Genomic DNA, 3275 nt, shown 5'->3' with positions numbered 1-3275 from the left:
GGAAGCAATTTGGCAAGCTGCTCAAAGACCTCGCGATTCCGCAGCCGGAAGGCGGCACGGCAACGAGCGTAGATGAAGCGCTTGCGGTGGCCGAACGGATTGGCTATCCGGTGCTGGTGCGGCCGAGCTATGTGCTGGGCGGACGCGCGATGGTGATCGCGTACGATGCGAAGGCTGTGGCGGAATACATGAAGCAGGCAGTCGAGTATTCGCAGGAGCGGCCGGTGCTGGTGGATCACTTCCTGGAGAATGCGGTCGAAGTGGATGTCGATGCGCTCTGCGATTCAAAGGACGTGATCATCGCGGGTATTATGCAGCACATTGAAGAGGCGGGAATTCACTCCGGCGACTCATCGTGCGTGTTACCTGCGGTGAGCATTCGTGAAGAGACGCTGGAGACCATCCGGCAACATACGCGCAAACTCGCGTTGGCGCTGAAGGTGATTGGACTGGTGAATCTGCAGTTCGCGATCCAGCGCGATGCGGAAGGGAACGACCACGTCTACGTCATTGAGGTGAATCCGCGGGCATCGCGTACAGTTCCATATGTTTCAAAGGCAACAGGCATCCCACTGGCGAAAATCGGCGCGCGATTGATGACGGGCCGCACGCTACGGGAGTTGCTGCCGGAGCAACTGGCTTCAGGCAAGGATCTGGAAACCGGGACGCATTTTTATGTGAAGTCGCCGGTGTTTCCGTGGTCGAAGTTCGCGGGCGTCGACACGGTGCTGGGGCCGGAGATGAAGTCGACGGGCGAGGTGATGGGTGTGGCGGCGACCTTTGGAGAGGCGTTTGCCAAGGCACAGCTTTCGGCGGGGCAGCTTTTGCCGGCACAGGGAACGGTGTTCTTTACCGTAAACGATCACGACAAGGCGGCTGCAGTCGAGCTTGCCCGCCGGTTCGCGCATCTCGGCTTTCACATGGTGGCCACCGAGGGCACGGCGAACGTGCTGGAGCGCGCCGGGCTGACAGTGGAGCGGGTATTCAAGGTGAAAGAAGGGCGACCGAATGTGGTCGATCTGATCAAAGGAGATCGCATTCAGCTGATCATCAACACGCCGCGCGGGCAGGACACCTTTTTCGACGAAAAGGCCATTCGGCGGGCCGCAGTGTTGGCGCGTGTACCGACGATCACCACGATTGCAGCCGCACAGGCCGCGGTGGAGGGGATTGCCGCGATGCAGCAGCGCACCATTACGGTCTACGCATTGCAGAATCTGCATGCGTCTACAGTCGCGCTCCAGGGAAAATAAGAGCCGTCTTGATGAAGTGGGCGGCACGGATGTCGCTCCTGGAGAGGGAACTGCCCTTTGTTGAAATCGCGCCTCTACAATAAGTTCATATGCTGATCGAGGGTGTTTTTGCCGCCGTTACGACGCCTTTCTACGCTGATGAGCGCGTTTACTACCGCAAACTTGAGGCTAATGTAGCTCGATATTCGCGGAGCCAACTCGCGGGGATGGTGGTACTTGGCTCCACGGGCGAGGCGCCGGCGCTGAATGACGAGGAAACCAGGGATGTGCTGCGCATCGCAGCCGAGGCGGCCGCTCCGGAGAAGGTGCTGATCGCAGGGGTGAATCGCGAAAGTCTGCGAGCGGTTGTGGAACTGGCGGAGACGGCGGCGAAGTTTCAATACGATGCGGTGCTGTTGCGGACACCGACGTACTACTCCACACAGATGACGCCATCGGTGGTAGCGAACTATTTCCGGGCGGTTGCGGACCGCTCGCCACTGCCTGTGGTGCTGTACAACATTCCGCGGTGCGTGCCGTACCAGATCCCGGTGGACATGGTAGCCGAACTCGCGCATCACCCGAACATTATCGCCATCAAGGATTCGAGCGGGAGCCTGGAACGCATCAAGGGAATTGTGGAGGCTACGCGTGGAGTCGCAAAACGCACAGTGACCGTGACGCCGGTGTTTGAGGCGGTAACAGGCAGGATGATGAGCACCATTGTGGTTCAGGCGGCTACGTTTGTTTCGGCCGGTGACCTGGCCGGAGGGCCGGCTATTGCGATGGCTCCTCCCGCGGTTCCGCTGAAGACGCGAACCAAGGAAGTTGGGTTCCAGGTGCTTACAGGTTCAGCATCGATTATTCTGCCATCGCTTGAAGCGGGGGCATCGGGCGCAATTCTCGGATTCGCGGCCTGCGCACCGGAAGCATGCTACGAGGTTTACTTTGCGTGGAAGGATCGCGATGCGGAGCTGGCGGCGGAGAAGCAGGAAAGTGTTGCCAGGCCGAACCAGCGCATCACCGCGGAACTGGGCATCGCGGGAGTGAAGTATGCATGCGACTTCAACGGATATTACGGTGGATATCCGCGCCAGCCTCTGCTGCCGCTGACGGTCGAAGAGAAGACTGAGGTTGAGAGTCTTCTGGTAGAGATCCGAAACTAGCCGACTCGGAACCTATTTTGCTGTCTGCGGTACGAGCTTCTCGAGCTGCGCGATCTGCTGCTTCATCAAATCCGCATTGGGTCCGGGAGGAGTATAGGTCAGGCAGTGGCGCAGATGGTCAAGGGCCACACTGTATTCCCCTTTCGCGGCGAGAATCACGGCCAACAGTTGTTCGGTGTTGGGTGCAAGGTGGCTCGGATCCATGCTCATTGAGGTTTTCGCGGCGGTCTCGGCAACGTCAGCATTGCCGAGGTTGTAATTGCCTATCGCGTTGAAGTACCAGATCTGAGGCGTCCCCGCGGGGTTCAGTTGGAGGGTGTGATCGGTCGCACTCACCACATCCTGCCAGTTTTTCTGAAGCGCGGCCAAGGCAGCGATCCTCTCGTAGGGCGGAATGTATTTTGGATCCGCCGCCACGGCTTTTGAATACGCATTCAAGGCATCCTGTGGTTTATCCGTCTCCTCAAGCTTGCCCAGGTGATACCAGGCCTCGGCAAATTGCGGATAGATCTCTACCGCTTTCTGCAAGTGGCGTCGTGCGCTGTCGAGATGTTTTCCAGTTTCGTCTGAATGGGCCTTCTCAAACTCTTTAATCGCATCCGCTGGAGCCGCCGCTGTAGTGGGGCTTATGGCGGAACCCTTCGCCCGCTCGTCCTGACGCAGATGTATCGTGCCGATGTCGGGATCGTCCATGATGGTGCCGTTGGCAATGGTCACCGACGTCGAATCGAAACCGTCCAGAATGGCGCTGACCTGGCAGCCCACCAGGGCAGCGGCGGTTGCTTTTTGCGAATCGCTTTTGGTCTTGACGATTTCGCTGGCCGGGAGTTTGGCGTCAATATCGAAATCACCTTTCGCATCGGCCACCGTGTTATAG

Annotated in this window: 3 protein-coding genes; 2 read left to right on the top strand and 1 reads right to left on the bottom strand. The window is 58.7% G+C overall.

Going from position 1 to position 3275, the window contains the following annotated elements:
* Both WA354_RS21375 and WA354_RS21370 read left to right on the top strand, forming a co-directional pair.
* A partial coding sequence (locus WA354_RS21375) for an ATP-binding protein (protein WP_472815046.1) occupies positions 1-1253 on the top strand: 1253 nt, incomplete at its 5' end.
* 89 nt (positions 1254-1342) lie between these two features.
* Entirely contained in the window at positions 1343-2398 is a 1056-nt protein-coding gene (locus WA354_RS21370) for a dihydrodipicolinate synthase family protein (RefSeq protein WP_472815045.1), read from the top strand.
* A gap of 12 nt (positions 2399-2410) precedes the next feature.
* Here the strand turns inward: WA354_RS21370 and WA354_RS21365 are convergent.
* A partial coding sequence (locus WA354_RS21365; protein ID WP_472815044.1) for a tetratricopeptide repeat protein occupies positions 2411-3275 on the bottom strand: 865 nt, incomplete at its 5' end.

It is taken from the genome of Occallatibacter sp., assembly GCF_049802275.1.
Classification (GTDB): Bacteria; Acidobacteriota; Terriglobia; order Terriglobales; family Acidobacteriaceae; genus Telmatobacter.
Note: the sequence above shows the minus strand (reverse complement) of the source record. Positions and strands in the feature narration are given on the sequence as shown.